Annotated in this window: 18 protein-coding genes and 2 tRNA genes; 13 read left to right on the top strand and 7 right to left on the bottom strand. The window is 70.0% G+C overall.

The genetic code is table 11. The features are described from left to right. Positions 1 to 5: 5 nt before the first annotated feature. Together QM611_RS11475 and QM611_RS11470 are read left to right on the top strand one after the other, a co-directional pair. A complete protein-coding gene (locus QM611_RS11475; protein ID WP_415080049.1) occupies positions 6 to 2,138 on the top strand; it encodes an acyltransferase family protein in 2,133 nt (710 codons plus the stop codon). 247 nt (positions 2,139 to 2,385) lie between these two features. Continuing rightward, a complete protein-coding gene (locus QM611_RS11470; RefSeq protein WP_415080048.1) occupies positions 2,386 to 2,922 on the top strand; it encodes a gamma carbonic anhydrase family protein in 537 nt (178 codons plus the stop codon). Positions 2,923 to 2,990: 68 nt separating this feature from the next. On the opposite strand, the gene QM611_RS11465 is transcribed toward QM611_RS11470, so the two are convergent. After that, positions 2,991 to 3,064: transfer RNA gene (locus QM611_RS11465), tRNA-Gly, on the bottom strand. 285 nt (positions 3,065 to 3,349) lie between these two features. Here QM611_RS11465 and QM611_RS11460 point away from each other — a divergent pair. The 5 genes from QM611_RS11460 (at position 3,350) to clpX (ending at position 7,658) form a co-directional block, all read left to right on the top strand. Next, positions 3,350 to 3,423 (top strand) — tRNA-Pro (locus QM611_RS11460). Positions 3,424 to 3,498: 75 nt separating this feature from the next. Next, complete coding sequence (gene tig, locus QM611_RS11455) at positions 3,499 to 4,857, top strand: trigger factor (protein WP_415080047.1); 1,359 nt, start codon at positions 3,499 to 3,501, stop codon at positions 4,855 to 4,857. Positions 4,858 to 5,027: 170 nt separating this feature from the next. Then, entirely contained in the window at positions 5,028 to 5,615 is a 588-nt protein-coding gene (locus tag QM611_RS11450; RefSeq protein WP_415080045.1) for an ATP-dependent Clp protease proteolytic subunit, read from the top strand. 28 nt (positions 5,616 to 5,643) lie between these two features. Next, complete coding sequence (locus tag QM611_RS11445; protein WP_415080043.1) at positions 5,644 to 6,312, top strand: ATP-dependent Clp protease proteolytic subunit; 669 nt, start codon at positions 5,644 to 5,646, stop codon at positions 6,310 to 6,312. A 77-nt stretch (positions 6,313 to 6,389) separates the two neighbouring features. Continuing rightward, entirely contained in the window at positions 6,390 to 7,658 is a 1,269-nt protein-coding gene (gene clpX, locus QM611_RS11440) for an ATP-dependent Clp protease ATP-binding subunit ClpX (RefSeq protein ID WP_415080042.1), read from the top strand. A gap of 110 nt (positions 7,659 to 7,768) precedes the next feature. Here the strand turns inward: clpX and QM611_RS11435 are convergent, their stop codons facing one another. Next, positions 7,769 to 9,877 carry a M3 family metallopeptidase gene (locus tag QM611_RS11435; RefSeq protein WP_415080041.1) on the bottom strand — a complete coding sequence of 703 codons (2,109 nt, stop codon included), beginning with the start codon at positions 9,875 to 9,877 and terminating at the stop codon, positions 7,769 to 7,771. A 235-nt stretch (positions 9,878 to 10,112) separates the two neighbouring features. On the opposite strand from QM611_RS11435, the gene QM611_RS11430 reads away from it, so the two are divergent. Continuing rightward, complete coding sequence (locus QM611_RS11430) at positions 10,113 to 10,790, top strand: hypothetical protein (RefSeq protein WP_415080040.1); 678 nt, start codon at positions 10,113 to 10,115, stop codon at positions 10,788 to 10,790. Between the two features lie 25 nt (positions 10,791 to 10,815). Here the strand turns inward: QM611_RS11430 and QM611_RS11425 are convergent, their stop codons facing one another. The 4 genes from QM611_RS11425 to valS all read right to left on the bottom strand — a co-directional run bounded on the left by QM611_RS11425 (position 10,816) and on the right by valS (position 18,095). Continuing rightward, a complete protein-coding gene (locus QM611_RS11425; RefSeq protein WP_415080039.1) occupies positions 10,816 to 12,582 on the bottom strand; it encodes a PTS transporter subunit EIIC in 1,767 nt (588 codons plus the stop codon). Positions 12,583 to 12,591: 9 nt separating this feature from the next. Beyond that, on the bottom strand, positions 12,592 to 15,180 hold the full coding sequence (gene ptsP / locus QM611_RS11420; RefSeq protein WP_415080038.1) for a phosphoenolpyruvate--protein phosphotransferase: 2,589 nt from the start codon (positions 15,178 to 15,180) through the stop codon (positions 12,592 to 12,594). A 108-nt stretch (positions 15,181 to 15,288) separates the two neighbouring features. Continuing rightward, positions 15,289 to 15,513, bottom strand: a complete 225-nt coding sequence (locus QM611_RS11415; protein WP_415080037.1) for a hypothetical protein — start codon at positions 15,511 to 15,513, stop codon at positions 15,289 to 15,291. Continuing rightward, positions 15,513 to 18,095 carry a valine--tRNA ligase gene (gene valS, locus QM611_RS11410; protein WP_415080036.1) on the bottom strand — a complete coding sequence of 861 codons (2,583 nt, stop codon included), beginning with the start codon at positions 18,093 to 18,095 and terminating at the stop codon, positions 15,513 to 15,515. Before valS ends, QM611_RS11415 begins: the two co-directional genes overlap by 1 nt. A gap of 378 nt (positions 18,096 to 18,473) precedes the next feature. Here valS and QM611_RS11405 point away from each other — a divergent pair, with 378 nt between their 5' ends. From QM611_RS11405 to ndk, 5 genes are all read left to right on the top strand, one after another. Continuing rightward, positions 18,474 to 19,334 carry an endonuclease domain-containing protein gene (locus QM611_RS11405; RefSeq protein ID WP_415080035.1) on the top strand — a complete coding sequence of 287 codons (861 nt, stop codon included), beginning with the start codon at positions 18,474 to 18,476 and terminating at the stop codon, positions 19,332 to 19,334. A gap of 321 nt (positions 19,335 to 19,655) precedes the next feature. After that, positions 19,656 to 23,063, top strand: coding sequence for an isoleucine--tRNA ligase (locus tag QM611_RS11400; RefSeq protein WP_415080033.1), 3,408 nt, complete (start codon positions 19,656 to 19,658; stop codon positions 23,061 to 23,063). Positions 23,064 to 23,196: 133 nt separating this feature from the next. Then, a complete protein-coding gene (locus QM611_RS11395) occupies positions 23,197 to 24,537 on the top strand; it encodes a bifunctional folylpolyglutamate synthase/dihydrofolate synthase (RefSeq protein ID WP_415080032.1) in 1,341 nt (446 codons plus the stop codon). After that, positions 24,534 to 24,947, top strand: a complete 414-nt coding sequence (locus tag QM611_RS11390; RefSeq protein WP_415080031.1) for a DUF4233 domain-containing protein — start codon at positions 24,534 to 24,536, stop codon at positions 24,945 to 24,947. The genes QM611_RS11395 and QM611_RS11390 overlap by 4 nt, the downstream gene beginning before the upstream one ends. A gap of 1 nt (position 24,948) precedes the next feature. Next, complete coding sequence (gene ndk, locus QM611_RS11385; RefSeq protein WP_415080030.1) at positions 24,949 to 25,362, top strand: nucleoside-diphosphate kinase; 414 nt, start codon at positions 24,949 to 24,951, stop codon at positions 25,360 to 25,362. A gap of 31 nt (positions 25,363 to 25,393) precedes the next feature. Here the strand turns inward: ndk and QM611_RS11380 are convergent, their stop codons facing one another. Continuing rightward, a complete protein-coding gene (locus QM611_RS11380; protein WP_415080029.1) occupies positions 25,394 to 26,011 on the bottom strand; it encodes a vitamin K epoxide reductase family protein in 618 nt (205 codons plus the stop codon). Positions 26,012 to 26,354: the final 343 nt, after the last annotated feature.

Raw genomic sequence — 26,354 nt, 5'->3', positions numbered from 1 at the left:
GAGGGGTGCCATCCGCCGATCACGAACCCGCCGGCTCGCCCTCGCCCGCGCGCACGCGCCGAGGGCTGCGCGCAGACCGCGCGCGCGAGCACGCCCAGGCTTCGCGGTTCATCCCGCACGTGCAGGGGCTGCGGGCGATCGCGGTGCTGTTCGTGGTGCTCTACCACTTCTGGCCCGGGCGGCTGCCCGGCGGCTACGTCGGGGTCGACGTCTTCTTCGTGATCTCGGGCTTCCTGATCACCGCTCACCTCATGCGCGAGCTGGAATCCACCGGCCGCATCCGGCTCGGGCAGTTCTGGGCGCGCCGCGCGCGGCGGCTGCTGCCGGCATCCCTTCTCGTCCTGCTGTTCTGCGCGCTGTGCGTCATGTCGCCGTACCTCATGCCGACGTCCGCGCTGCCGAATGAAGTGCGCGAGATCGTCGCCTCCACGTTCTACGTCGAGAATTGGCACTTGGCGCTGAACTCGGCCGACTACCTCAACCACGGCGGCGACCCGACGACGGTGCAGCACTACTGGTCGCTGTCGCTGGAAGAGCAGTTCTACGTCATGTGGCCGCTGCTCATGCTGCTGGCGGCATGGATCGCGGTGAAGTGGATGCCGCGGCAGCGCTACCGCGCGGTGGTGTGGACCCTCGGCGTGGTCACGGCGGCGTCGTTCGCGTTCTGCGTCGTGTTCACGCTGACGAACCCCGCGCCGGCGTACTTCGTCACGTTCGGGCGCATGTGGCAGTTCGGGATCGGCGCGCTGATCGCGCTCGTGCCGATGCTGCGCGTGCGCAACGCGGCGGCGAGCTTCGTGCTCGGGTGGGGCGGCGTGCTCGTGCTGCTCTACGTCGCGTTCCGCTTCGACGCGCTGACCCCGTTCCCCGGCTACGCGGCGCTGCTGCCGGCTCTCGGCGCCGCGGCGGTCATCGCCGCGTCGAACGCCGATCGGTGGTGGCACCCAACCCGCATCCTGTCGCTACGGCCCGCCCAGTTCGTCGGCGACATCTCGTACTCGCTGTACCTGTGGCACTGGCCGCTCATCATCATCGCGCCGTCGGTGCCGTTCTGGGGCCTGACCATCTACCACCGGGTCGCGCTGCTCGTGCTGTGCTTCGTGCTCGCGTGGCTGACCAAGCGCTTTGTCGAAGACCCCGTCCGCGGCTTCGCGCCCTTGACCCGGCGGCCCGCGCGCGTGTCGCTGTGGGCGTCGCTGGTCGCGATGCTGGTGGTCGGCGGCACGGCCGGCGCGGCATGGGCGGTCAACGCGCCCGCTTACCAGCAGGGCGTGCAGGCGATCGCCCAGCTGCGCGAGAACCCGCCGGAGTGCTTCGGAGCGGCCGCCGTGCTCGACACGGAATGCGCGGGCGCCGACTTCGGCGGCGAGATCCTGCCCGCCCCGGGTTTCGCCGGCGTCGACCAGCCCTCGGACGAGCGCTGCTTCATGCAGCTCAACGACGCCCGGCCGGTGTCGTGCGAATTCGGGTCGGATGCCGCCGGAGCGCCCGTGATCGGCCTGATCGGCGACAGCCACGCCTACCAGCTGCTGCCCACGTTCCAGCGCATCGCGGAGGAGAAGGGATGGCGCCTGGTCACCTTCTTCAAGGGCGCGTGCCCGTGGAACACGACCCCGATCGCCGCCTCCGGCGCGTTCGGGGCGGCGTGCGGCCAGTGGCGCGACGCGGTGCGGGCGGAATTGGACGGCATGGAGTTCGACGCCGTCTTCACGGCGTCGCTGGCCACCACGCCGTTCTCGTCGGCCGGGCACGACTCGTCGTTCGACGCCGCCGTCGCCGGCTACCGGGAGGCGTGGCAGCAGTTCACCGACGCGGGCACGCCCGTTGTCACGGTCGTCGACAACCCGACGTGGGAGACCGACCCCAACAAGTGCCTGCGCACGCGCGACGAGGGCGAATGCGTCGGCGCGCGCGCCGACGTGCTGCACGACGACCCGGCGGCCGAGGCGGCGAAGGATGCCGCCGGCGTCACGCTGCTCGACTTCACCGACGTGTACTGCGACCAGGCGACGTGCTTCCCGGTGGTGGGCGGCGCCAATCTGTACCGCGACCAGGACCACCTCACCGTCACGTTCGCCGACACCCTGGCGCCCTGGATCGCCGAGGCGATCGAGTCCGCCCTGCCTGCGGCGCGCTGAGGCCGGCCCCTGGTCGCCGCTTGGCCGGGTGTCTACTCGGGCAGCCGGTGTCCACCCGGCCCCTGGTCTTGTCGAAGGGCCGCGGCACCTGTCCCGGGCGCAGGAGATGTGCCGCGGCACTTGTCCTGGGCGCAGGAAATGTGCCGAGCGGAGGGCCGAGCCGTGGCATCCGTCCTCCGCCGGGCGCATTTCCTGCGCTCGGCAGGGCGGGGCAGCGCGCGCTCCCGGGTTCTCCTAGAGTCAGACCATGACCATCGCCAAAGACGCCAGCATCCTCGCCGTCGAGGGAAAGATCCCCCAACTTGACCCGACGTCGTTCGTCGCGACCGGAGCGCGCGTTGTGGGCGCGGTGACGCTGGCCGCGAGCTCCAGCGTCTGGTACAACACGGTGCTGCGGGCCGACGTCGACACGATCACGGTCGGCGCGGGCAGCAACCTCCAAGACGGAGTGGCCGTGCACGTGGATGCCGGCCACCCCACCGTGATCGGCGAGAACGTGTCGGTCGGCCACAACGCCGTGGTGCACGGCTGCACGATCGGCGACGGCAGCCTGATCGGCATGGGCAGCGTCGTGCTCTCCGGCGCCGTGATCGGCGCGGGCAGCCTCGTCGCCGGGGGAGCGGTGGTGCTCGAGGGAACGCAGGTGCCGCCCGGGTCGCTTGTCGCCGGCGTGCCCGCGAAGGTGCGGCGAGCACTCACCGACGACGAGAAGGCGGGCATCCTGCGCAACGCCGAGAACTACCGCGACCTCGCCGCGCAGCACGGTTGGGCCGTGCCCGCGTAGGCTGTCGCGGCTCGACGTCACGCACGCGAATGGCCCGGCGCGGCGCTTGCGACGCCGCTCCGAGCCAGTGGAGGGGGTGACGGGAATCGAACCCGCACAACCAGTTTGGAAGACTGGGACTCTACCATTGAGCTACACCCCCGGGCGCTCGCGAACGAGCACCGCACAATCGTAGTACACGGGCCTTCGGCATCCCGCTTCTGCGTTCAGTTGCCGCGATCTGCTGCCCCGTCTGCCGAACGCGGCAACCGAACGGGCAGACGCAGGACGCGCCGCGCTCGATTGCCGCGATGCGCGCGTCTGGCCGTAGAACGCGGCAACCGGGCCGCGCAGCGAGGCTGCGGACCCGCAGTGTGGACGCGCACTTCGAGCCCGCGCACGGGTCGGCTAGACTTGCCGGGGTCGTTTCGGCGCCGACGCGCGCACCCGGGGCGTAGCTCAGCTTGGTAGAGCGCCCGCTTTGGGAGCGGGAGGCCGCAGGTTCAAATCCTGTCGCCCCGACAACGACCTCCACCGACATCCCACCCCTGCACCGGCGCACGCGCGTGCGGCACACCCCGAGGAGAACGAACAAGCATGGTGAACAGCACCGTCGAGCAGCTCAGCCCCACCCGCGTCAAGCTGCACATCGCGGTCACGCCGGAAGAGCTCAAGCCGAGCATTGCGCACGCGTACGAGCACATCGCGCAAGACGTGCAGATCCCCGGCTTCCGCAAGGGCAAGGTGCCCGCCCCGATCATCGACCAGCGCATCGGCCGCGGCGCCGTCATCGAGCACGCCGTGAACGAGGGGCTCGACAGCTTCTACCGCGAAGCCGTCGCCGCGCACGAGGTCAAGGTCATGGGCCGCCCGAGCGCCGAGATCATCGAGTGGCCGAGCGACAAGGACTTCACCGGCGACCTCGTCGTCGACATCGAGGTCGACGTGCGCCCCGAGTTCGAGCTGCCCGCCTACGAGGGCATCACGCTCACCGTCGACGCCGCCGAGGTCGACGACGCCGCGATCGACGAGGAGCTCGACCGGCTGCGCGCGCGCTTCGGCACGCTCGTCACGGTGGACCGCCCGGCCGCCACGGGCGACTTCGTCGAGCTCGACCTGGTCGCCACGATCGATAGCGCCGAGATCGACCGCGCCGAGGGCGTGTCGTACGAGGTCGGCTCGGGCGAGCTGCTCGAGGGCATCGACGAGGCCATCGACTCGCTCACCGCGGGCGAGGACGCGATCTTCCGCTCCACGCTCGTCGGCGGCGAACACGCCGGCGAGGAGGCCGAGGTCGCGGTCACGGTCAAAAGCGTCAAGGAGCGCGAGCTGCCCGAGGCCGACGACGACTTCGCGCAGATCGCGAGCGAGTTCGACACGATCGACGAGCTGCGCGCGAGCCTGGGCTCGACCGTGGCGCAGCAGTCCGCGTTCGCGCAGGGCGCCGCCGCGCGCGACGGGCTCGTCGAGCACCTGCTGGAGATCGTGGACATTCCCGTGCCGGCCTCGCTGATCGAGGACGAGGTGCACCGCCACCTCGAGTCGGAAGGCCGTCTCGAAGACGACGAGCACCGCGCCGAGGTCGCCGAGTCGAGCGAGAAGCAGTTCAAGACGCAGATCCTGCTGGACGCGATCGCCGAGCAGGCCGACGTGCAGGTCTCGCAGGACGAGCTCACGCAGTACATCGTGCAGTCGGCCGCGCAGTACGGCATGGCGCCGAACGAGTTCATCGAGATCCTGCAGCAGAACAACCAGCTGCCGGTGCTGGTCGGCGAGGTCGCCCGCAACAAGGCCCTCGCGGTCGCGCTGGGCCGCGTGAACGTCGTCGACTCGAACGGCGCGGCGGTCGACCTGTCGGGCTTCGTCGCCGCCGAAGACCTTGCGGCCGCCGAGGAGGGCGTGGTCGACGAGGCGGAGGAGATCGTCGAGGCTGCGGCCGACGACGAGAACAAGTAGCCGAGAACGGATGCCTCGGCCCCGCGGTGGGCCGAGGCATCCGCCCTTCGACAAGCTCAGGAGCCGGGGCCGGCCGTGCGCCGGCCCTCTCTGCCCACGGCGAACACGCGCGAGGCTGTGAAATCGCGCCGGTAGATTCGTTGGCGAACCACACCCGGACAGGAGCACACATGGCAGCCGAACCCCTTGTCGCGACGAGCGTCTTCGACAAGCTGCTGAGAGACCGCATCATCTGGCTCGGATCGGAGGTGCGCGACGAGAACGCCAACGAGATCTGCGCCAAGATCCTGCTGCTGGCGGCAGAGGACTCCCAGAAGGACATCTACCTCTACATCAACTCGCCCGGCGGCTCGATCACGGCCGGAATGGCGATCTACGACACGATGCAGTTCGTGCCCAACGACATCGTCACCGTCGGCATCGGCATGGCCGCCTCGATGGGCCAGCTGCTGCTCACCAGCGGCACCAAGGGCAAGCGCTACATCACGCCCAACGCGCGCGTGCTGCTGCACCAGCCGCACGGCGGCTTCGGCGGCACCGCCAGCGACATCCAGACGCAGGCGCAGCTCATCCTCGACATGAAGAAGCGCCTTGCCGAGATCACGGCGGCCCAGACCGGCAAGTCCGTCGAGCAGATCAACGAGGACGGCGACCGCGACCGCTGGTTCTCCGCGGACGAGGCGCTCGAGTACGGGTTCGTCGACCACATCCGCGAGCACGCCGTGGACGTGGCCGGCGGCGGCGGAACCAACCAGTAGGCAGACGGCGAAAGAGAGAGACACCCGGATGAACACCCCCACCTTCGCCGCCGCGCCGCAAGGCCTGCAGGTTCCGAACAGCCGCTACATCCTGCCCCAGTTCGAAGAGCGCACGGCCTACGGCTACAAGCGCCAAGACCCGTACAACAAGCTGTTCGAGGACCGCATCATCTTCCTCGGCGTGCAGGTCGACGACGCGTCGGCCGACGACGTCATGGCGCAGCTGCTCGTGCTGGAGTCGCAAGACCCCGACCGCGACATCATCATGTACATCAATTCGCCGGGCGGCTCGTTCACGGCGATGACCGCGATCTACGACACGATGCAGTTCGTGTCACCGCAGATCCAGACGGTCGTGCTCGGCCAGGCCGCGTCGGCCGCCGCGGTGCTGCTGGCCGCCGGCACGCCCGGAAAGCGCCTCGCGCTGCCGAACGCCCGCATCCTCATCCACCAGCCCGCGATGGGCGAGGCAGGGCACGGCCAGGCGTCGGACATCGAGATCCAGGCGGCCGAGATCCTCCGCATGCGCACGTGGCTGGAGGCGACGCTGGCCCAGCACTCGAACCGCTCTGCCGAGCAGGTCAACAAGGACATCGACCGCGATAAGATCCTCTCCGCGCAAGAGGCGGTCGAGTACGGCCTCGTCGACCAGGTGCTGACCACGCGCAAGCGCGGCCAAGCGGCGCTGACAAGCTAGAGCGTCGCAATGCCCGGCAATGTCGCCGCCTGCGGTTAGGCTCGAAGCACGCACGGCCCAGACCAGGAGGAAGCACGATGGCTCGCATCGGTGAGAGCGCTGATCTGTTCAAATGCTCCTTCTGCGGAAAAAGTCAGAAGCAGGTGCAGCAGCTGATCGCCGGTCCCGGCGTGTACATCTGCGACGAGTGCGTCGAGCTGTGCAACGAGATCATCGACGAGCGTGCGGCCGAGCAGGGCGCGGGCGTCGTCTCCGATTTCGACCTGCCGAAGCCCCGCGAGATCTACGCGTTCCTCGAGGAGTACGTGGTCGGCCAGCACGACGCCAAGCGCGCGCTCTCAGTCGCCGTCTACAACCACTACAAGCGCGTGCGCGCGCACGGCACGCTGCAGCCGGCCGAGCAGAAGGCCGACGAGGTCGAGATCGCCAAGAGCAACATCCTGCTCCTCGGGCCGACCGGCTGCGGCAAGACCTACCTCGCGCAGACCCTCGCCAAGCGGCTCAACGTGCCGTTCGCGGTCGCCGACGCGACGGCGCTCACCGAGGCCGGCTACGTTGGAGAGGATGTCGAGAACATCCTGCTCAAGCTGCTGCAGGCCGCCGACTTCGACACCAAGCGCGCCGAGACCGGCATCATCTACATCGACGAGGTCGACAAGATCGCCCGCAAGGCCGAGAATCCGTCGATCACGAGGGATGTCTCCGGTGAAGGCGTGCAGCAGGCGCTGCTGAAGATCCTCGAGGGCACCGTGGCATCCGTGCCTCCGCAGGGCGGGCGCAAGCACCCGCACCAAGAGTTCATCCAGATCGACACGACGAACGTGCTGTTCATCGTCGCCGGCGCGTTCGCGGGCCTGGAAGACATCATCTCGGCGCGGGTGGGCAAGCACGGCATCGGCTTCGGAGCGACGCTGCACCGCAAAGACGAGGACCTCAACCTGTTCGGCGAGGTGCAGCCGGAAGACCTGCACAAGTTCGGGCTCATCCCCGAGTTCATCGGCCGCCTGCCGGTCGTCGCGTCGGTGTCGCCGCTCGACCGCGAGGCGCTCATGGAGATCCTGACGGCGCCGAAGAACGCCCTCGTCAAGCAGTACCAGCGCATGTTCGAGCTCGACGACGTCGAGCTGCAGTTCGACGACGAGGCGCTCGAGGCGATCGCCGACCTGGCCGTGGCGCGCAAGACGGGCGCCCGCGGCCTGCGCGCCATCCTCGAGGACGTGCTCGGGCCGATCATGTTCGAGATCCCGTCCACCGAGGATGTCGCGACCGTCATCGTCACGCGCGACTCGGTGGAGTCGGCCGCCCCGCCGACGCTCGTGCTGCAGGAGAAGCGCAAGAGCGCCTGACAGACGGCGCTCGTGCGCGATCAGCGGGAGATTGTGCGAGTTGTCGCGGACGAGTTCGCGCAGCTCAAGGGAGATCACAGAGCCGGTTGACGCGCCCCGACTCGCGAGCGTCAGGCCGTCAGGCCGCGGCGGGCGAGCAGCGGCTGGATGTCGGCATCCCGCCCGCGGAAGTCGCGGTAGGCCTCGAGCGGGTCCTTCGAGCCGCCGACGCCGAGCAGCCGCTCGCGGAAGCGGTCGCCGTTGTCGCGCGTGAGGCCGCCGCGCTCGCGGAACCACTCGACGGTGTCGGCGTCGAGCACCTCGCTCCAGATGTACGAGTAGTAGCCGGCGCTGTAGCCGCCGGCGAACACGTGCGCGAAGTAGGTCGACGAGTAGCGGGTGGGAACGACCGGGTTGTCGAGGCCGATGTCGGCGAGGGCGGATGCCTCGAACGCGGCGATGTCGATGTCGGCCGCCGCCTGCTCGGGGGTGAGCGAGTGCCACGCCTGGTCGAGCCACGCCGCCGCCAAGTACTCGCTCGTGGCGAAGCCCTGGTTGAAGGCCTCCGACGCCCGCAGCCGCTCGACGACGTCGGCCGGCAGCGGCTCGCCGGTGTCGACGTGCCGCGCGTAGTTCGCCAGCACCTCCGGCCACAGGATCCACATCTCGTTCACTTGGCTGGGGAACTCGACGAAGTCGCGGAACACCGCGGTGCCGGCGAAATGCGGGTAGGTGACCGTGGCGAACAGGCCGTGCAGGGCGTGCCCGAACTCGTGGAACAGGGTCGTCACCTCGTCGAGCGCGAGCAGGGTGGGCTGCCCCGGCGCGGGCTTGGGCACGTTGAGGTTGTTCACCACGACGGGGTCGGTGTCGCGCAGGCGCGACTGCGTCACGATCGAGTTCATCCACGCGCCGCCGCGCTTGGAGTCGCGCGTGTACAGGTCGAGGATGTATGCGCCGAGCGTCGAGCCGTCGGCATTGCGCACTTCGAAGACGCGCGCTTCGGGATGGTACGCGGGCAGGTCGGGCCGCTCTGTGAACGTGATGCCGTAGAGCTGCGTTGCCGCGTGGAACACGCCGTCTCGCAGCACGCGCTCGGCCTCGAACCACGGCCGCAGAGCCGCGGTGTCGATGTCGTATGTCGACGCGCGCACCTTCTCGGTGTAGTACGCCCAGTCGTGCGCCTCGAGGGGGAACGGCCCTTCGACAAGCTCAGGGGGCGGGACAAGCTCAGGGGGCGGGACAAGCTCAGAGGCCGAGGCGTCGATGATCGCCTGCAGCGCGGCCTGCTCGCGCCGCGCGTTCGCGGCCGCCGGCGCCGCGAGTTCGCGCAGCATCGCGTGCACGGCCGACGGGCTGCCCGCCGTCTGGTCCCACGTGGTGTACTCGGCGTGCGACGCGAAGCCGAGCAGCGCGGCGCGCTCCGCGCGCAGCCGCACGATCTTGCGCAGCGTCTGGCCGTTGTCGTTCGCGTTGCCGCGTGAGGCGCGTGCGCGCGAGGCATCCATGATCCGCTTGCGGCTCTCGCGGTTGGTGAGGCTGGCGAGGTAGGGATGCCCCGTGAACAGCGTCAGGGTGACGACGTGCTTGCCCTCCAGCCCGCGGTCGGCGGCGGCCTGCGCGGTGGCAGAGATCGCGCCGGCATCGAGGCCGTCGAGCTCGGCCGGGTCGTCGAAGACGACGGCGAGGTCGTTCGTGTCGGCGAGCAAGTGCTTCTCGAATGCGGTCGTGAGCACGGCCAGGCGCTGGTTCAGCTCGACGAGTTTCTCCTTCGCCGCGCCATCCAGCGCGGCGCCGGCGTGCGTCATCTCGCGATAGTGGCGCTCGACGAGGTAGCGCTGCTCGGGCGTCCACTCCGCGTCGTCCCGCTGCGCGTGCAGGGCCGTGATGCGCGCGTACAGGCGATCGTCGAGGCGAATGGCGTCCTGGTGGGCGGACATGAGCGGCGCGAGTGCCTCCTCGACGTCCTGGATCGGCCCGGTCGCGTGCGCCGAGCTCACGGTGTAGAACGCGCGCGCCACGTTGTCGAGCAGCTCGCCACTGGCCTCGAGGGCGCGCATCGTGTTGTCGAAGGTCGGCGTGGAGCTGTCCGCGGTGATCGCCGCGATCTCACGCCGGTGCTGGGCGAACGCCTCCTCAAACGCGGGCAGGTAGTGCTCGGGACGGATGAGCGCATAGTGGGGCAATCCGAACGGCAGCTCGGAGGGGGAGAGCAAGGGGTTCGCCGCGGCATCCGTCATGCGCTCAAGCGTAAAGGCGACCAACGCTGCGGCGCCGGGCTGGGGCGAGGAAAGGGAGTCCTGAGGCAGGCGGGCGCATCTTGAGCATTCCTTGACGGGAGGAAGCGGTGTCCGCTGAGGTCGGCGCGACAGACTCGTATCGCACGACAGGTGAGACGCGGCCACGGGGCTGCCGCCTGTGGGGGGCCGATCGACGCGCATGCGCGTGGCTCGCGTGCGCGTTCCGGGGGGAATCATGACGAACAACACGATCACGAACGAGGGCAACAACCTCGACCGCGCACAGCAGGCCGACGACCGTGACTGCGTGGGGTCGGAGGACGCGCAGGACACGGGTGGGTCGACCGAGGCGGAGACCGCGCCGGAGACGGATGCGGAGACCGCGCCCGAGGAGGAAACCGAGGTCGAGCCGGAGCCCGAGCCTGAGCCCGAGGAGGAGTCGGAGCCCGAGCCCGAGGAGGAGGCCGAACCCGAGGAGGAGCCCGAGCCCGAGGTCGAGGAGGAGCCCGAGCCTGAGCCCGAGGAGGAGCCCGAGCCTGAGGTCGAGGAGGAGTCCGAGACCCCGGTGCAGCCGGAGTACCGGAACGACCCGGAGCCCGAGGAGGACCCGGAGCCCGAGGAGGACCCGGAGCCCGAGGAGGACCCGGAGCCCGAGGAGGAGCTCGAGCTCGACGCGGTGTCCGTGCCCGAGCAAGAGGTCGAGGTCGAATACCCGCTCCTGCTCTCCTCGCAGGGTGTGGACGGGGTCACCACGGGCGTGGAGACCGCGACGCAGGTCGCCACGCAGCCCGAGGTCGCCACGTTGGCGAACACCGGCGCCGACGTGTCGCCGCTGTTCGCGATCGCGATGATCGTGACGGTGGCGGGCACGCTGCTGCGCATCTGGGGCGCTCGCCGCGGCATCCGGGTCTGACGCCCGCGCAGAGCCCTTCTTCGCGCTAGACGGACGCCATGAGCCTTCGCCGCATCCCCTCCGCGTACTGGTCAGCGGTGAGCCCGGCGACCAGGTGCCACACTCCCGGCGACACCTCGACGGCCGCGGTGAGCCCCGCGCGCTGCAGCGCTTCGACATCCACCGGCGACGAGTCCTTGACCTCGACGCGGATGCGGGTCTCGGCGATCGGCTGCACCTCGACGATGTTGTCCTCGCCGCCGAGGGCGGCGACCCACTGCTTCGCCTGGTTGGTCTCGACGTCGCCGACCACGATGACCTTGGCCTCGGGGACGGGAGCCTCCTCCAGCTCGTTGCCGGCACGCCGCGCCGCGGCCTTCTGCTCCGGCGTGCGGTAGTCGAAGAAGACGACCATGAAGAACGCCGAGAAGAACGCGACGCCGATCGCCAGCGCATACAGCCCGATGTTGGAGAACGCCGGAATCGTCAGAAGCGACGTGAACACGAATGCGTTGGTCGTCACACTTCCGCCGATGCCGAGCACGAGCCCGCCGAGGAAGCAGCCGACGAGCATCCGCGGATAGATCTTCTTGAACCGCAAATGGATGCCGTACAGGGACGGCTCGGAGATGCCGCCGAGCAGGCCCGCCGCCAGCGCACCGGTCGCGGTCTGCCGCATCTGCTTCTCCTTGTCGCGCCACGCGTGGAACAGCACGCCGGCGGTGGCGCCGAAGCACGCGAAGTTCCACGCGCCCATCGGGCCCTGGATGAAGTCGTAGCCGAGGGTCTGGATGTTCAGCAGCATCACCGCGTTGAGCGGCCAGTGCAGTCCGAGCGGCACCATGAACGGATAGATCATGGGGATCAGCAGGGCGAAGATGAACGGCGAGAAGCCGTTCACAGCGCCCAGGACACCGGCCAGCCACGCCCCGACGTACACTCCGATCGGGCCGATGAGGAACGCCGTCAGCGGCAGCATCACGAGCATCGAGAGGAACGGCACGAAGATCAGCTGCAGGTTGTCGGGGATGATCTTGCGCAGCAGCTTGTAGAGCGGGCCGAGCACCGCGGCCATGAGCAGCGGCGGGAAGACCTGCGAGTTGTAGGAGAAGATCGTCAGCGGCAGCCCGAACACGTCGATGAGCGTGACGTCGCTGCCGGCGATGCTCGCCTGGTACGCGGCGTCGTTCTGGCCCAGCGCCGTGAACCCGGGCAGCATCACCAGGGCCATCACGGCGAAGCCGACCCACGGGTCGGCGCCCAGCTTCTTGGTCGCGTTGTAGGCGACCATGAGCGGCAGGAATACGAACACCGACTGCCACAGCAGGTTCACGAACTGCCAGCCCGGGGGCAGCACCGTGCGCGGGTCGGCCCAGTTGCCGATCACGCCGAGCGTGGACATCAGCGCCATGAAGGTGATGAACAGCGACGCGCCCAGCAGCGCGCCGAGGATCGGGCGGAACGAGTCGGAGAGGAACTCGAAGAACGAGTCGATCCACGCGAACTTGCCGCGGACCCCGCCCGCGCGGGCGGCGGCCTTCAGCTCTTCGTCGGTGAGATCTTTCTTGCTCGACATCTCGGGCAGGGCGTTGATGTCGTTGAACGCGGTCTGCACCGCGCCGCCCATGATGATCTGGTAGCGCTCGCCGGCCTGTGGAACGGCCCCCATGACGCCCTTGATCGATTCCACCTGGCCCGTGTCGATGCCGGACGCGTCCAGCAGCTGGAAGCGCAGTCGCGTGGCGCAGTGGGTGAGGCTGACGATGTTGTCGGCGCCGCCGACGGCCTTGACGATTTCCTGTGCGGTGCTCATGGCTGCTCCTTAGACCTCGTCCATCGGGACGAGCGAACGGACTTGCTGCGGGGTCGAGCAGGTCAGCGCCTGCGCGGCCAGCTCTTTGCACGTCTCCAGCGAGTAGGCGCGCACGCGCGCCTTGATGGACGGGATGGCGGGGATCGAGCAACTCAGCTCGTCGACGCCGAGCCCGACGAGAATCGGGACGGCCTGTGGATCGGATGCCACGCCTCCGCAGATGCCGAGCCACTTGCCGTGGGCGTGCAGCGCTTCGGCGGCGCCGCCGATCAGCGCGAGCACGGCGGGATTGCACGGATCGACCTGCGACGCGAGCTTGGGATGGCCGCGGTCCATCGCGAGGGTGTAGCTGGTGAGGTCGTTGGTGCCGACGCTGAAGAAGTCGCATCCCTCCTCCGCCGCGAACTGCTTCGCCATCACCGCCACCGACGGCACCTCCATCATGATGCCGACGCTCACGTGCGCGGTGACGCCGCTGGCGGCCCGCTCTTCGTCCCAGATCGCCTTGCACCAGCGCCAGTCGTCCATCGTGGCGATCATCGGGAACATCACGTGCAGCTCCGCGCCGGCGTCGGCGGCGGCGAGGATCGCCCGCAGCTGCGTGCGCAGCACGTCGGGCTTGTCGAACCCGACCCGGACGCCGCGGATGCCGAGGAACGGGTTCTCCTCCGCCGGGATCGGCAAGTAGTCCAGCGGCTTGTCGCCGCCGACATCGAGCGTGCGGATGATGAGCGGCTGGCCCGGCGACAGGGCGCGCGAGCAGTCGGCGTACACCTGCGCCTGCTCCGCCTCGGTGGGGGCGGTCGCCCGGCCCATGAAGACAAATTCGCTGCGCAGCAGGCCGACACCCTCCGCGCCGCCGGCGGCGGCGTTGCGCGCGTCCTCGACGCCGCCGATGTTGGCGACGACGGCGACCTGGTGCCCGTCTGTGGTGAGGGCGGGCTCGTCCTTGCGGGCCACGTCGCGGGCCTTCTGCTCCGCGAGCGTGCGCTGGCGCACGAAGATGCCCTCGACCTCGTCGTCGGTGAGGCCGAGCTGCACCGTGCCCTTCGAGCCGTCCAGCACGACTCGCGTGCCGTCGGCGATGTCGAGCGCGCGCGACTCGACGCCGGCGACGGCGGGGATGTCGAGGGAGCGGGCGATGATCGCGACGTGGGATGACGCGCCGCCCCCGGTGGTGGCGAAGCCCACGACCTTGCTGCGATCGAGTTGGGCGGTGTCGGACGGCGTGAGGTCTTCGGCGATGAGGATCGTGCCCTCCGCGAGCTCGGGCTTTGCGCTGCGCTGGCCGGTGAGCTCTTCGAGCACGCGCTGGCCGACATCCCGCACGTCTCCTGCGCGGCCGGCGAGCACCTCGTTCTGCAGCGACGCGAGCTGGTCGGCGAACGTGTTGTACGCGGCGCGCCACGCGAAGGCCGCGCTCTTGCCCTTGTCGATTGCGCTCGCGGCGATGTCGAGCAGTTCTGGGTCGCCGAGGATCTCCTGGTGGGCGGCGAAGATCGCCGCCTTGTCCGGCGACGAGTCCTGTTCCAGCTTGTGCTGCAGGGCAGACAGGTCGAGCAGGGCGCGGTCGATCGCGGAGTTGAGCTTGCGGCGCTCTTTGTGGTGGTCGTCGGCGAGCTCGTCCACCTCGATGTCGTCGTGCCGAAGCTGCAGCACCGTGCCGACGCCGAGGCCGGGAGACGCCGACACTCCGAGCAGGAGGTTCCCGTCGCCGGAGCGCGGGCCGGCGGGCTCGGGCTCCGGCTCGGGCTCCGGCGGAATGAGCGTGCGCACCGGCTCGGTGTCGTCGGTGCCCGACACCGGCGGGCAGTCTTCGCCGAGGCCGTTCTTGACCCCCTCCGCCAGCGCCGCGACGGCCTCTTCGGCGTCGGGGCCGTGCGCGGTGATCACGATCTTCTGGCCGAGCCCGACCGCGAGCTTCAGGATGGAGACGATGCTCTTCGCGTTGGCGGAGTCGTCGCCGCGGCGCACGCGGATGTCTGAGCGGTACTGCTTGGCGAGCCCCGCGAGGGTGGCGGCCGGACGCGCGTGCAGACCGGTCGGGTTGGGCACGACCAGGCCCGCCGAGCTCGCGGTGGTCGCGGCGCCGGTGTCGTCCCCGGCGTCGGCGCCGGGTTCGGCGACATCCACTTCCGCGGCCACGTCCGTGCCGGCCGTGACCAGCCCGGCCACCGGCCGGATCGCGCTGATCCGCTCGGTGTTCGTGACGACGACCTGGGTGAGCAGGCTTTTCGCGGCGCGGCCGACGGCATCCAGGTCGAACTCGATGAGCGGGTCGCCCGCTTGCACCGACTGGCCCTCCTTCACCCGGGGCGTGAAGCCCTCTCCCAGCAGCGACACGGTGTCGAGGCCAATGTGCATGAGGATCTCGAGCCCGTCCGCGGTGCGGAGCGTGACGGCGTGGTGGGATGGCTGGAGGTCGGCGATCTCGCCCGCCACCGGCGCGACGAGCAGCCCTGCCAGTGGGTCGATGGAGAAGCCGTCGCCGACCATCTTGCGTGCGAACACGGGATCGGGCACTTGGTCGATGGGCACCATCACGCCGGTCAGCGGCGCGAGGAGGTCGAGGCGGACGCTGGTGGATTGCTCGGTCATGGGGACTCACTCCCTCGCCAGCGCGAAGGGCGCGGATCGCCCTCGAAGTGCGCGCGTGTGCCACAGCGTAGCGCGACCGCCGTGCGCGCGCTCGGGGTCAGGCGGGCGTCAGTCCTCCCACGCTCGGGACACCACGTCGCCCGCGTGGTCGACGAGCACCTCCCAGCCGGTGTCGAGCTCGGCGATCGGCCGGCCTTCGAGCCACGTGAGCGTCCAGTGCGCCCGGCTGCCGGGCTCGACTGCGCGATCGACGTCGGCGATCGCCGCCCGCAACACGTCCGGCACCGCCCGGGGCGGCTCATCGCCGGAGGCCCAGCGCGTGCCCAGCTGCATCAGCCGGCGTCCGCGGAGACCAGCGCGATGTCGGTCACGGCCAGCTCGTCGCCGTCCGCGTAGACGATCTGCTCGACGCGGCCCACCGCCCGCAGGTCGCCCTCGGCCAGACGCAGCGCCTCGATCGTCGCCCCCGGGGCGGCGATGGTCAGGCTCGAGACGGGCGTCTTCTGCGACACCTTCGCCTCCGTCTTCGCGCGGCGGACGCCGATGAGCGCGGCGCTCACGGCGGTCAGGATGCCGGGGTCGCCGTCGAGGTCGAGCGTCGCCGGCCACTCAGCGTTGTGCACCGACCCGTCGTTGAACCACGACCACGCTTCTTCTGTCGCGAAGGCGAGCACCGGGGCGAGTAGACGCAGCAGTGTCGAGAGGGCGAGCCGCAGGGCGAGCGCGGCGGATGCCTGGCCGACATCGGTGCGGTCGTAGGCCCGCTCCTTCACAAGCTCGAGGTAGTCGTCGCAGAACGTCCAGAAGAACGCCTCGGTGACCTCGAGCGCCCGCGCGTGGTCGTACGCGTCGAACGCCCTGGTCGCCTCGCGCACCACGTCGTCGAGGGTGGCCAGCATGCTGGCGTCGAGCGCGTGCGTGATGCGCGCGTCTTCGGGAACGGGGAAGGACAGCACGAACTTCGCGGCGTTGAGCACTTTGATAGCGAGGCGCCGGCCGATCTTGACCTGCGTCGGATTGTTCACGTCGAACGCGGCGTCGGCGCCCAGGCGGCTCGAGGCGGCCCAATAGCGCACGGCATCCGTCCCGTGCTGGTCGAGGATGTCGGCGGGCGTGACCACGTTGCCCTTGGACTTCGACATCTTCTTGCGGTCGGGGTCGAGGATGTAGCCGGAGATCGCGGCGTCCGTCCACGGGATGCCATCGCCCTCGAGCGCCCCGCGCAGCATCGTGGAGAACAGCCACGTGCGGATGATCTCCTGCCCCTGCGGGCGCAGATCGAACGGCGCCACCAGACCCCACAGCTGCTCGTCGCGCTCCCAGCCGCCGGCGAGACGGGGGGTCAGCGACGAGGTCGCCCACGTGTCGAAGATGTCCTTCTCGCCCTCGAAGCCGCCGGGAACGCCCCGCTGCTCCGCGCTGTAGCCGGGCGGCACGTCGATCGTCGGGTCGACGGGCAGGCTCGCGGCATCCGGAGCCAGCACGCGGTCGTAGTCGCGCTCGCCGTTCTCGTCGAGCGCGTACCAGACCGGGATCGGCACACCGAAGAAGCGCTGCCGCGACACGAGCCAGTCGCCGGTGAGTCCGTTCGTCCAGTTCTCGTAGCGCACGCGCATGAAATCGGGATGCCACGCGACCTCACGCCCCATCGCGATGAGCCGGTCGCGCAACTGCTCGTCGCGGGCGCCGTTGCGGATGTACCACTGGCGCGTCGACACGATCTCGAGCGGGCGGTCGCCCTTCTCGTAGAACTTCACGACGTGCGTGAAGGGCTTCGGGTCGCCGATCAGCTCGCCCGACTCGCGCAGCAGCTCGGCGACGCGCTTCTTGGCGCTGAACACGGTCTTGCCCGCGAGCTCCGCATAGGCGGCCTTGGCGGCATCCGTCGTGATCGCCTCGGGCGGGTCGGCGATGACGCGGCCATCCTGGCCGAGGATGGTGCGGTTCGGCAGGTCGAGCTCGCGCCACCACACGATGTCGGTCACGTCGCCGAACGTGCAGATCATCGCGATGCCCGAGCCCTTGTCGGGCTGGGCGAGCGGGTGGCTGAGCACGGGCACCTCGACGTCGAACAGCGGCGTGCGCACCGTCGAGCCGAACAGCGGCTGATACCGCTCGTCGTCGGGGTGCGCCACGAGGGCGACGCACGCCGCGAGCAGCTCGGGGCGCGTGGTCTCGATGTGGACATCGCCTGTGCCATCGGCCTTGTGGAACGCGATGCGGTGGTACGCCGCGGGCTGTTCGCGGTCTTCGAGCTCGGCCTGCGCGATGGGCGTGCGGAAGTCGATGTCCCACATCGTCGGCGCGTACGCGTGGTACGCCTCGCCGCGCTCCAGGTTCCGCAGGAACGACAGCTGGCTCGTGCGCATCGTGTCGTCGGAGATCGTGCGGTAGGTCTGCGTCCAGTCCACGCTCAGGCCCAGCTGGCGGAACAGCGCCTCGAAGTGCTTCTCGTCCTCGACGGTGAGCTTCTCGCACAGCTCGATGAAGTTGCGACGGCTGATCGGCTTCTGGTCCGCGGCGCGGCTGCTCTTGTTGTCGCCGCCCTCGTGGGGCGGCACGAAGTCGGGGTCGTACGGCAGCGACGGGTCGCAGCGCACGCCGTAGTAGTTCTGCACGCGCCGCTCGGTGGGCAGGCCATTGTCGTCCCAGCCCATCGGGTAGAACACGGTCTTTCCCCGCATCCGCTCGAACCTCACCTTGAGGTCGGTGTGTGTGAACGAGAACACGTGGCCGATGTGGAGTGATCCGGATGCCGTCGGCGGCGGCGTGTCGACCGAGTAGACGCCGGCGCGGCCCGTGGCAGCGGCGCGCGCCCGGTCGAACAGGTATGTGCCGCGCTCGTGCCACGCGGCATCCCACTTCTGCTCGAGACCTTCGAGAGCGGGTTTGTCGGGAATGTGCGCGTTCGACATCGAGGTCTCCTTGAGCGATATAGGCGGCACTGTGTGAGCGTGCCTGAGTGTGGGATGCCCGTCCATTCTATCGGCGCGCCGGGCCGGTGTGTGTTGCGGCCGGGGCGCGTGGGCGGGGGCGCGTGGTCTGGGCTGTGCGAGCTGGGGGCAGGAGATGTGCCCGGGGGAGGGCCCGGGCGCGCGCAGGATCCTGTGCCGGGCACATCCCCTCTCGCGGGGACGCCGGTTGCGCGCGGGCAGACGGTGCGCGTGGGAGGCTACGCGGGCGCGGGATGTCTGCGGGCCGGCTGTTCCTGCACAGGGAGCGTGCGATGCGAGTTGTCCACCGATCGCGGGGGAGGCGCCCGCGGGCCGCTGTGCCCGGTCGAGGATTGCCTCGTGGATGCCGAGATGAGAACCGAGCTTGCCATGGCTGCCGTGCTGGCCGAGGTCGAGAGCAGTGGCGGTATCGCGCGGAGTGCGCGACTGGTCGCAGCCGGGCACGCGAAGCGGGCCATCGCGGGCCTCGTCGCGGCGGGCCGGCTGGTGCGCGTGCGAAGGACATGGGTCGCGGTGCCGGGGGCGGACACGCAGTTGCTGCACGCCGCGCGCGTGGGCGTGGTGCTGACGTGCGTGACCCAGGCGGCCAGACTCGGGCTTTGGGTGCTCGACGTCTCGTGCGCGCATGTGGCGGCCAGGCCGCACGCGTCGCGGGTGGACGTGCGCGACGGCACCAGGGTGCACTGGTCGCGTCCGCTCGTGCCGCGGCATCCGGACGCGTTGGCCGACCCCATCGAAAACGTGCTGTCGATCGTCGCATCCTGCCAGCCGTTCGAGGCGGCACTTGCCGTGTGGGAGTCGGCGCTCTCGCAAGGACTCGTCGACGCGCTGGCGCTTCGGCGGCTGCCACTGTCGAGCACGGCGAGGGGCTTGCTCGACGTGGCCGATCCGTTCGCCGGCTCGGGGCTTGAGACGCTCGTCCGTTCCAGACTGCGTTGGCTGCGCTTGCGCATCGTGCCGCAAGCATGGATCGCGGGGCACCGCGTGGACTTCCTGATCGGCGAGAGACTGGTGCTGCAGATCGACGGCGGCACGCACGTCGGCGCGCAGCGCACGTCCGACATCCGCCACGACGCGCTGCTCATGCTCCGGGGCTACCACGTGATCCGCGTGGGCTATGAGCAGGTGATCAATGACTGGCCGGGCGTGCAAGAGATGATCATGCGGGCCATCGCCCAAGGGCTGCACCGGGCCGCGTGAGCAGTGCCGCGCGCCGGCGCGGCGTGCCGAGCAGAGGAGATGTGCCCGGCGCAGGACGGGTGCGCCCGTGGCATCCTCTCCTCGGCGCGTCTCCTCTCTCCGGAACTGGACCCACCCCGCGCAACCGGTAGAATCGTCGGAAAGCGTCGATCCGGCCATCACCGGGGAGCTCTCGGAAGAACGGCGCGAGCCCAGTAGAACCGAGCGGGGCAGGCCCGTCACAGCCGCGGTGAAAGAGGGCGCGCGAGCGTCAAGCGAGGTGGTACCGCGATCCGCGAGGGTCGTCCTGGCAGGCAACCGACACCGACCTGCGAGAGACCGATGACCTACCCCCGCCCTTCGACAAGCTCAGGGACCGCTCCGACCGGTTCCGCCGAGCCCGTCGTTCCGAGCCCGCGCTTCCCCGACGTCGAGCGCGACGTGCTGGAGTTCTGGAAGCGGGATGACACGTTCCGCGCGTCGATTGCGAACCGTGACGGCGCCGAGGAGTGGGTGTTCTACGACGGGCCTCCGTTCGCGAACGGCCTGCCGCACTACGGCCACCTGCTCACCGGCTACGCGAAGGACCTGTTCCCCCGCTTCCAGACCATGCGCGGCAAGAAGGTCGACCGCGTGTTCGGGTGGGACACGCACGGGCTACCCGCCGAGCTCGAAGCGATGAAGCAGCTCGGCATCACCGAGAAGGACGAGATCGAGGCCATGGGCATCGACGCCTTCAACGCGAAGGCGCGTGAGTCTGTGCTCGCCTACACGCGCGAGTGGGAGGACTACGTCACCCGCCAGGCGCGGTGGGTCGACTTCGAGCGCGGCTACCAGACGCTCGACTCGTCGTACATGGAGTCGGTGATCTGGGCGTTCAAGACGCTGTACGACAAGGGCCTCGCGTACGAGGGCCACCGCGTGCTGCCGTACTGCTGGCGCGACGAGACGCCGCTGTCCAACCACGAGCTGCGCATGGACGACGACGTCTACAAGATGCGCCAAGACCCGTCGGTGACCGTGACCTTCCCGCTTGTCGGCGCGAAGGCGGAGGCGCTCGGGCTCACCGGCGTCCGCGCCCTCGCCTGGACGACCACGCCGTGGACGCTGCCGACGAACCTCGCGCTCGCGGTGGGCCCTGGCATCCGCTATGCCGTTGTGCCGGGCGGTCCGCGCGGGGCGGCCGACATCCCTTCGACAGGCCCTTCGACAAGCTCAGGGGGCGGGGCCGGGATCGCAATCCACGACCCGGCCGAGGCGACCGCGCACCGCTACCTCATCGCGGAAGACCTCCTCGCGCCGCACGCGAAAGACCTCGGCTACGAGTCGGCCGAGTCGGCGCGAAGCGCCATTGAGCGCACAGTGCTCGGGGCCGAGCTGCAGGATGTCTCGTACGACCGCCTGTTCGACTACTACGCGGACGCCGACACGTGGGGCACCGGCACGGCCTGGCGCATCCTCGTCGACGACTACGTGACGACCACCGACGGCACCGGCATCGTGCACCAGGCGCCGGCGTACGGCGAGGACGACCAGCGCGTCACGGAGGCTGCCGGCATCCCCTTGATCATGAGCCTCGACGACGGCGGGCGGTTCCTTCCCGCCGTGACGGATGTCGCGGGCGAGCTGTGGATGGACGCCAACACGCCGCTGGTCAGACTCATCCGGCAGAGCGGGCGCCTGCTGCGCCTGGCCTCGTACGAGCACTCCTATCCGCACTGCTGGCGCTGCCGCAGCCCGCTCATCTACAAAGCGGTGTCGAGCTGGTTCGTGCGCGTCACCGACTTCAAAGACGGCATGCTCGCCGGCAACGAGCAGATTACGTGGGTGCCCGAGAACGTCAAACACGGGCAGTTCGGCAAGTGGCTCGAGGGCGCGCGCGACTGGTCGATCAGCCGCAACCGGTACTGGGGCTCGCCGATTCCGGTGTGGAAGAGCGACGACCCCGCGCACCCGCGCGTGGACGTGTACGGCTCGTTCGAAGAGCTCGAGCGCGACTTCGGGCGGCTGCCGCAGGGCCCTGACGGCGAGGTCGACCTGCACCGGCCGTACATCGACGAGCTCACCCGCCCGAATCCGGACGACCCCACCGGGCGCAGCACGATGCGGCGCATCGAGGACGTGCTCGACGTGTGGTTCGACTCGGGCTCGATGCCGTTCGCCCAAGTGCACTACCCGTTCGAGAACCACGAGTGGTTCGACACGCACTCTCCGGCGGACTTCATCGTCGAGTACATCGGGCAGACCCGCGGCTGGTTCTACGTCATGCACGCGCTGTCGACCGCGCTGTTCGACCGGCCGGCGTTCACCGGGGTGAGCTGCCACGGCATTGTCCTCGGCTCCGACGGGCAGAAGATGTCGAAGTCGCTGCGCAACTACCCCGACGTGAGCGAGGTGTTCGACCGCGACGGCTCCGACGCGATGCGCTGGTTCCTCATGTCGTCGTCGGTGCTGCGCGGCGGCAACCTCGTCGTGACGGAGGAGGGCATCCGCGCCGGGGTACGGGAGTTCATGCTGCCGCTGTGGAACGCGTGGTACTTCTTCGCGACCTACGCCAACGCGGCGCGCCCCGGCGGGTACGAGGCGAGCTGGCGCACCGACTCCGCACACGTGCTCGACCGCTACATCCTCGCGTTGACCGGCGAGCTCGTCCGCGACGTCGCGGCAGACCTGGAAGGGCTCGACTCGACGTCGGCGGCGGCGAAGCTGCGCGATTTCGCCGAGGCGCTCACCAACTGGTACATCCGCCGCTCCCGCGACCGCTTCTGGGAGGGGGAGTCGACCGACGCGTTCGACACCCTCTACACGGTGCTCGAGACGCTCACGCGCGTGGCCGCGCCGCTCATCCCGCTCGTCTCCGAGCGCGTGTGGCAAGGGCTCACCGGGGGCCGCAGCGTGCACCTGCAGGACTGGCCGGATGCCGACGCTTTCCCGGCGGCGGCCGACATCCGCTCCGCCATGGACGCCGTTCGCGAGGTGTCGTCCGTCGCCAACGCGTTGCGCAAGAAGGAAGGCAAGCGGGTGCGCCTGCCTCTCACGCGGCTCACGGTCGTGACGAGGGATGCCGCGTCCCTCGCGCAGTTCGAGGACATCCTGCGCGACGAGCTCAACGTCAAAACCGTCGAGCTCGTCGAGCTGGCCGAAGGCGCCGCCGCGGAGTTCGGCGTCACGCACCGGCTGTCGGTGAACGCGCGCGCGGCCGGTCCGCGGCTCGGAAAGCGCGTGCAGCAGGCGATCCAGGCGGCGAAGGCCGGCGACTGGTCTGAGGCCGACGGCGTGGTCACGGCGGGCGGCATCGAACTGGCGGCGGGCGAGTTCGACCTCGTGCTCGAGACGACCGGGCGCCCGGAGGGCGAGGCCCTCGCCCTCCTCGCAGGCGGCGGCTTCGTGCTGCTGGACACGACGACGACCCCGGAGCTGGAGGCCGAGGGCCTGGCTCGCGACGTCATCCGCGCCGTGCAGGACACGCGGCGGGCGGCGGGCTTCGACGTGAGCGACCGCATCGCCCTCGACCTGCGCTTTGACGACGGCGCCGACGCCGAGGCGGTGATGCGCGCGTTCGAGACCGCGGGGGTCGCGGCGGAGACCCTCGCGCGTGCCTGGTGGGTGCGCACGCCCGAGGCGACGCTGGCATCGGGCGGCCTCGCGGATCGCCCGCAGCCCGAGTTCGAGGCTGTCGTCGCCGCGGGCGACTACGCGAACCGGGGCAGCTTCACGGTTTCTGTCGCGCGGACGGGGGAGCGCGCGTGACTCTCCTCTTCGTCCCGGCGCCAACTCAGCCTCGGCGCTTGGCGCGTCGCTCGGCATCCGCGGAAATCCGCGGCGCGAGGCTGGGGCGCTCGGCCCGGAGGCTGAGTTGCGCCGCGACCTCGGAGGGCACCCCGTGAACGACCGCCAGCGCGCAGACGCCGTGTACGCCCAGCTGCTCACGCGGCAGGGGGAGCGGTGGGTCGAGCCGCGCGTCGAGCGCACCCGGCGCGTGCTCGAGCTGCTCGACGACCCGCAGCGCACGTATCGCGTGGTGCACATCACCGGCACGAACGGCAAGACGTCCACCGCGCGCATCGTAGAGAGTCTGGTCCGCGCCCTCGGGCTGCGCACCGGGATGTTCACGAGCCCCCACCTGGAGCGGTTCACCGAGCGGATCCTGATCGACGGCGAGCCGGTCGCGGATGCCGTGGTCGCCGACGCGTGGGACGAGATCGAGCCGTTCGTCGGCATCGTCGACGCGGAGTTGCAAGCGCGCGGCGACGCGCCGCTCACATTCTTCGAGGTCTTGACCGTTCTGGCCTTTGTCGTCGCTGCCGACGCTCCGGTCGACGTGCTCGTGCTGGAGGTGGGAATGGGCGGCTCGTGGGATTCCACCAACACAGCCGACGGGGATGTCGCGGTCTTCGCGCCGATCGACATCGACCACGCCGACCGGCTCGGGGTGACGATCGCCGAGATCGCCGCTGTGAAGGCGGGGATCATCAAGCACGGCGCCCTGGTGGTCTCGGCGCGGCAGGACGCGGCGGCCGAGGCTGCGCTGCGTGCCGCTGCGGCCGAGCGCGGTGCGACGATCGCGTTCGAGGGCGGCGAGTTCGAGCTGACCGACGATCGGCTCGCCGTCGGCGGGCAGCTGATCTCGGTGCGGGGGCTGGCGGGAACCTACGACAGCGAGTACCTGCCCCTGTACGGCGCCCACCAGGGGGCCAACGCGGCCCTCGCGATCGCGGCGGTCGAGTCGTTGATCGGCGCCGGTTCGATCGCGTTGGATGGCGATGTCGTCGCCGAGGGCCTCGGCCAGGTGGCCTCGCCCGGGCGGCTGCAACTGATCGGGGTCGAGCCCACCGTGGTCGTTGACGCGGCGCACAACCCGCACGGGGCGCGGGCGCTGGCCGCGGCGCTCGGCGACGCGTTCGACTTCGACGAGTGGGGCCTCGTGCTTGGCGCGTTCGTCGACAAAGACGTCGATGGCCTTGTGCGGGCGCTGGCCCCCGCCGTGGCGCGGGTCTTCACAACGCCGCTCCCGTCGGAGCGCACCGCCGGTGCGGACGAGCTCGCCGCGCTTGCCCGTGGAGCGGGGCTCGAGGCATCCATCCACGACGATCTCTTCGACGCTGTCATCGCCGCGCGCGACTGGGCCGCACACGACGATCGGCGTGCCGTCGTCATCGCGGGGTCGGTCGTGCTGGCGGGCGAGGCGATCGGGCTCGCCGCCGACGAGGGGTACAAGCCATGACCGCCGCCGCGGAGCCCGCCCGCCCGCGCCGTCGCCGTGGCGCCGCGGAGTCGCTGGGCTCGATCGTGCTGGGGTTCGAGTCGGTGGTGGTGTTCTTGTCGGGGCTTGTCGTCTTCGGCCTGCGCGCGATGCCCGCTGCCGTTCCCGACTGGTGGGGCATCGTGGCCGGGTCGGTGCTGGCGGTGCTGATGCTCACGACCGCCAGGCTGCTGAAGCGGCGCTGGGGCTTCGTGCTGGGGTGGACTCTGCAGGGCGTTCTGGCACTCGGTGCGCTGCTCGTTCCTGCCATCCTCATCGTCGCGCTGATTTTCGGCGGCCTCTGGGCGTATGCCACCATCAAGGGTGCGCAGCTGGACGCGCGCAACGCGCGGCTGGCGGCCGAGACGCCCGACACTTCGAACGGAGACTGACATGCCCACGGAAGAGACGCTTGTCCTGGTGAAGCCCGACGGCGTCGCGCGGGGTCTCACCGGCGCGATCCTGGCGCGCGTCGAGGCGAAGGGCTATTCGCTCGTCGACATCCGGCTCGTCGAGCCCGATCGCGCGCTTCTCGAGCGCCACTACGCCGAGCACGAGGGCAAGCCGTTCTACGAGCCGCTGCTGGAGTTCATGATGTCGGGCCCGATCGTGGCGATTCGCGTCGCGGGCGACCGGGTGATCGAGGGCTTCCGGTCGCTCGCCGGAGCGACCGAACCGACGACGGCGGCCCCGGGAACCATCCGCGGGGACTTCGGCCGCGACTGGGGCTTGAAGGTGCAGCAGAATCTCGTGCACGGCTCCGACAGCCCCGAGTCCGCCGCGCGCGAGCTCGACATCTGGTTCTGAGTCGAGCCGCGCAAGCGGGGCGAGTCGAAACCTACCCGAACAGCCCGCCGAAGATGTTCGTGAGTGCGTCCAGGCGGATCTGCGCGATCGCCGCGATGACCGCGTAGCTGACGAACGTGATCAGCGGCACCCACTTCATGAGCGACGCGGCGCCGCGGCGCACGCTCGCCGACGCGGGCAGGATGCCGGAGCGCAGCAGGTGCAGCGTCACGACGTAGAACGTGGGGATGGTCACCGCCCACGTCGCCATGCACCACGGGCACAGCGTGCCGAGGGCGAAGATGCTCTGCGCGATGAGCCACACGACGAACACGAGCGCGAGCGTCAGCCCGAGCTCGAAGAGCCACCAGAACCAGCGCGCGAAGCGCGCGCCCGCCAGCAGCGCGAAGCCGACCACGACGGGCGCCATCCACGCCGTGAGGCCGATGATCGGGTTCGGGAAGCCGAACACGCTGCCCTGCGGCGAGGTGAGGTTCGCGGTGCACTGCACGAGCACGCTGAAATCGCACGACGCGTTCGTCTCCGGGTTCGCCAGCACGTGCAGCTTCTCCAGGGTGAGCTGGAAGGCGGCCCACCAGCCCACGGCTCCGGCGATGATGAGCCACACGGCCATGACGGTCGGGCGCGAGGTCGAGCGGTCATCGGGCATGGATCGGATTATCGCAGGCGGGACTGTGCGGAGCCCGCGCCACGGTGCGCGGCGCCCGCCGCGAGACCCACCGACCGCCGCGAGACCCACCGACCGCCGCGAGACCCACCGGTGCCGGAGGGGTCTCGGCACGAAAGGCGGGTCTCGGCGCGGTTCGCGTGTCTGGTGTGGCGGGAATGCCGTGTTGCGCCATTCGGCATGCGATAATGGCTGTCGATGCACCGCGCGGCCGCGCCGCGCACCGCATCGCCTGAAGACTTCGGGCAACGAATGCCCGCGCAGCACGGCCCTCCGCCCCAGGAGCGCCTGCTGCAGACCGAATGAGTTCGCGACCACGGTCAGC

This window comes from Microbacterium sp., assembly GCF_047606685.1.
In the GTDB taxonomy this organism is placed as follows: domain Bacteria; phylum Actinomycetota; class Actinomycetes; order Actinomycetales; family Microbacteriaceae; genus Microbacterium.
This window is presented reverse-complemented; position numbering and strand designations above follow the sequence as displayed.

Coding starts and splice junctions, on each gene's coding strand:
- QM611_RS11470 (WP_415080048.1), top strand. CDS start 2,386: ATGACCATCGCCAAAGACGCCAGCATCCTCGCCGTCGAGGGAAAGATC.
- tig (WP_415080047.1), top strand. CDS start 3,499: ATGGTGAACAGCACCGTCGAGCAGCTCAGCCCCACCCGCGTCAAGCTG.
- QM611_RS11450 (WP_415080045.1), top strand. CDS start 5,028: ATGGCAGCCGAACCCCTTGTCGCGACGAGCGTCTTCGACAAGCTGCTG.
- QM611_RS11445 (WP_415080043.1), top strand. CDS start 5,644: ATGAACACCCCCACCTTCGCCGCCGCGCCGCAAGGCCTGCAGGTTCCG.
- clpX (WP_415080042.1), top strand. CDS start 6,390: ATGGCTCGCATCGGTGAGAGCGCTGATCTGTTCAAATGCTCCTTCTGC.
- QM611_RS11435 (WP_415080041.1), bottom strand. CDS start 9,877: ATGACGGATGCCGCGGCGAACCCCTTGCTCTCCCCCTCCGAGCTGCCG.
- QM611_RS11430 (WP_415080040.1), top strand. CDS start 10,113: ATGACGAACAACACGATCACGAACGAGGGCAACAACCTCGACCGCGCA.
- QM611_RS11425 (WP_415080039.1), bottom strand. CDS start 12,582: ATGAGCACCGCACAGGAAATCGTCAAGGCCGTCGGCGGCGCCGACAAC.
- ptsP (WP_415080038.1), bottom strand. CDS start 15,180: ATGACCGAGCAATCCACCAGCGTCCGCCTCGACCTCCTCGCGCCGCTG.
- QM611_RS11415 (WP_415080037.1), bottom strand. CDS start 15,513: ATGCAGCTGGGCACGCGCTGGGCCTCCGGCGATGAGCCGCCCCGGGCG.
- valS (WP_415080036.1), bottom strand. CDS start 18,095: ATGTCGAACGCGCACATTCCCGACAAACCCGCTCTCGAAGGTCTCGAG.
- QM611_RS11400 (WP_415080033.1), top strand. CDS start 19,656: ATGACCTACCCCCGCCCTTCGACAAGCTCAGGGACCGCTCCGACCGGT.
- QM611_RS11390 (WP_415080031.1), top strand. CDS start 24,534: ATGACCGCCGCCGCGGAGCCCGCCCGCCCGCGCCGTCGCCGTGGCGCC.
- ndk (WP_415080030.1), top strand. CDS start 24,949: ATGCCCACGGAAGAGACGCTTGTCCTGGTGAAGCCCGACGGCGTCGCG.
- QM611_RS11380 (WP_415080029.1), bottom strand. CDS start 26,011: ATGCCCGATGACCGCTCGACCTCGCGCCCGACCGTCATGGCCGTGTGG.